6 protein-coding genes and 1 pseudogene are annotated in these 2928 nt (G+C 37.0%); all 7 read right to left on the reverse strand.

Going from position 1 to position 2928, the window contains the following annotated elements; all coding sequences use genetic code 11:
- Nucleotides 1-986: pseudogene (locus ACIQ0Q_RS09450) on the reverse strand (hypothetical protein); the annotation flags it as partial.
- 63 nt (nt 987-1049) lie between these two features.
- Nucleotides 1050-1556: a hypothetical protein gene (locus tag ACIQ0Q_RS09455; RefSeq protein ID WP_395772685.1), complete on the reverse strand. Its 507-nt coding sequence runs from the start codon at nt 1554-1556 to the stop codon at nt 1050-1052.
- 24 nt (nt 1557-1580) lie between these two features.
- The gene (locus ACIQ0Q_RS09460) at nt 1581-1751 is read right to left on the reverse strand and encodes a hypothetical protein (RefSeq protein ID WP_395772686.1); all 171 of its coding nucleotides are present in this window, start codon (nt 1749-1751) and stop codon (nt 1581-1583) included.
- Nucleotides 1752-1771: 20 nt separating this feature from the next.
- On the reverse strand, nt 1772-2032 hold the full coding sequence (locus tag ACIQ0Q_RS09465) for a hypothetical protein (protein WP_395772687.1): 261 nt from the start codon (nt 2030-2032) through the stop codon (nt 1772-1774).
- Nucleotides 2019-2312: a WhiB family transcriptional regulator gene (locus ACIQ0Q_RS09470; RefSeq protein ID WP_395772688.1), complete on the reverse strand. Its 294-nt coding sequence runs from the start codon at nt 2310-2312 to the stop codon at nt 2019-2021. The genes ACIQ0Q_RS09465 and ACIQ0Q_RS09470 overlap by 14 nt, the downstream gene beginning before the upstream one ends.
- Complete coding sequence (locus ACIQ0Q_RS09475; protein ID WP_395772689.1) at nt 2302-2511, reverse strand: hypothetical protein; 210 nt, start codon at nt 2509-2511, stop codon at nt 2302-2304. Before ACIQ0Q_RS09475 ends, ACIQ0Q_RS09470 begins: the two co-directional genes overlap by 11 nt.
- Nucleotides 2512-2524: 13 nt before the next feature.
- The gene (locus ACIQ0Q_RS09480) at nt 2525-2890 is read right to left on the reverse strand and encodes a hypothetical protein (protein WP_395772690.1); all 366 of its coding nucleotides are present in this window, start codon (nt 2888-2890) and stop codon (nt 2525-2527) included.
- Nucleotides 2891-2928: the final 38 nt, after the last annotated feature.

Consider the following 2928-nt stretch of genomic DNA (forward strand, 5'->3'; position numbering starts at 1 on the left):
TCTTCATCAGTTATTTCTGTGATAACATTATTAGATGGAAGATCAATGGATGGAAGATCTAGATCAGGAAATGAGCTCTCAATTGGATCTGGAATTAATGGTTCTGGATATGAAATCTCTGGCTCAAGAATTGGGTCTGGAATTATCTCAGGTGCTACAGGGGGCAACGGAAATTCTGAGGGACTTGAAAAAGAGGGGACTGGAATAGGTGAAGGGATTTCTGAAGGCAGCACAACAGGTTCTGACGGTACTGGGCTTGGCTCTGATGGTTGCGGTGACGGTTCTATTGTTGGCTGCGGTGATATTGACGGCTGTGGTTCAGGGCTGGCAGTAGGGCTTGGCTCTGGAGTAGGAGTAGGAGTTTCACTTGGAACAACTGGAGGCTCTGTAAAGCTAGATGGTGTTGGTGATGGCTCAACCTCAATAGGCATTCCACCATTAACATCAAAAGCTGCTTCCATAGGAACAACAGCCTGACCTTCTTGATATCTAATTGCTCTTCTTGCATCTGCTGGAAGATTTGTCATTGTAACAATCTCACCATGCCATCCACCATTTGAAAACTTAGTAACAACCAATCTCATTTGGGTTAAAGGTCCAGTAGACTGTGGAAATGGTCTAACAGACCACTCTATACAAAAGGAATTTTCATTATATCCATATGAAGTATATGCACCTTCTCCAAAAGAAACCCAGTCTTTTCCAGCTATTGATATAGATGGTGTTTGTGGATAGTCCCAATAAGTTCCATCCGCTTTTCCAAATGTTACAGTTGCATTAGTACTATAAAAAATTTGATTATACTCTGTATTGCCTAAAGTTAAACTAAAAGGTAGGGTCATTGGAAAAGATCCATCATCATCTCCAGTAATTGTAGACATGTTGCAAACTAATGGAGTGTTAGCCTGGGTTATTGGAGACGCTAAAAACATCGTACCAATGAAAAATATTGGAATTAATAGTAGGTAGGAAAGAATTTTCTTCAATTTTTCAGTTGTACTCCTTGTTAAACATCTCTTAATGTTTAACTAATTAATTATATCATTGGACTAATTAATGGTTGTTTCAGGAATAAAATCTGAGAAATCTTGTGGGTAATCTCCACCTGGAGTCCACATTTTAAATTGTCTTATGTCAGAGTTATATGTTTTACTTCCACCAGTAATTCTAATTTGAACTACAACAGGATGTTTTGTTACAATGTTCCAACAGTTAGAAGCTACAAATTCACTTCCTGGCTTTTCAGTAAAGAAATATGTGTTAGTGGCACTTGGATCATTTGGACCTGGAACTATTCTAGTGATTCTTAATTTAATATAGGATGGTTTTTTCTTGCCTTTTGTATCAATACCAGCCTGATAACAAAATAGGGATCTTTTTCCATTACCTTGGATCTCTGTCTTGCCACCCTTAAACTTTAATGTGGTCCATTTGCCTTTTGGAATAACCTGAATTTCTGTGGACTTATATCTAACAGAATCTGAGGCACTTGCTGGTGTTGCTTGAGCAAAAACTAATAGCACCGAAAATATAGAGGCAAGAAACTTTTTGTGCATCTAACTAGTTTATCAGACATACGGTTAAATTTCAGGATTTTCAATAGCCTCGTATTCAAATCCTAGTTTATCATATGTAATAAAGTCTTCATTCATAACGATTTCATCGTACTCTATGCCGTTTGTGAAATATTTCACACGAGAAGAATGGGCACCAAATGAAACTAATTCAGCCGTTACCTGCTCTTCAATCATCCATATGAGCCTGTGAAACATTACTGTGTGCCTCTTGGAGGGTCTCCAGCTACACCGTCAAAAAAGCATTTAGCTCCAAACGATTCAATAGCCAATCTTACTGTGTGCAAGTAATTCATTACCTCTAACTGTTTAGCTTCAGACAACGACATAATTTGATTCTCATACAAACGTATACCAACGTATCCTGGATAATCTGCCCTAGATGTAATATCTACAACAATATCTTTTGGTGGCTTTACTGCATGAATAGCAGTACCCATTTCTTTAGTATACTTCATCGTCAGTTCCTACTGCTGCCAGTAATTCCTTCCAAATTTCTGGAGTCTTATGTGCATTTTTAATTGCATTAATTTCTCCATCAACTAAGTATACACCACCCCACACTCCCCACTCACCATTAGTCGTGCCATGATTAAAGCAATCTATAATTACTGGACAGGTAAGACAGATATTGTCTACAACAACAGCCACAGCCTGATCTTCTTCGTATTTTTCAAAGAAATAATCTTTATCTGTTGCCCTGCAATTAGCTTTTACTACCCACTCTTCATCTAACATATTTTTTAGGAACCTCCCAGCCCTTTTCTGTAAGCTGGTAGGTTTTTACAAACGCCCAATTTCCATCAATAATCTTTCCTTCTTTATTAAACTCTGCATTGTGGCTAGGGGTTATTTCAAGGATGTCCCAGCCTTCCCAAGAAAGACTTTTGTTTTGATTAACAATTTTGTCTGCGTATTCATAATTTGTAATTAACATGATTCCTCAATCATTAGTACTTGTAGTAGGAGGACGGAACCTTGCTGGTTTCCGCCTTGTCTATAATTACATCAAAAAGTTTTTGATCGCTTTTTGAATTAAAAGATAGGACGTGATCAAACGAATAGGAGTCAAAGTTTTCTATAACATCAGACTTACGAATCCTACTAAACTTAGTTTTAATTTTCTTTTGCTTAAAGAATCCTTCTGTTCGGTTAATAAACTCTGCTGTAAAATCATTAACTTTATGAGGACCAGCAGTATATACCTCTATCTTACTATCATTTGCATATAAGCTATCTTCAATGGCAACAATTAAACCACGCATAAAAGTAGAATAATCAGTAAAGGTTTCCGTACCATACACAAGAATCTTCATAACATTCCTAATTAACTAAATCAACAATGAACATTTTC

It is taken from the genome of Arenimonas sp., assembly GCF_044348765.1.
Taxonomy (GTDB): Bacteria; Pseudomonadota; Gammaproteobacteria; order Xanthomonadales; family Xanthomonadaceae; genus Arenimonas.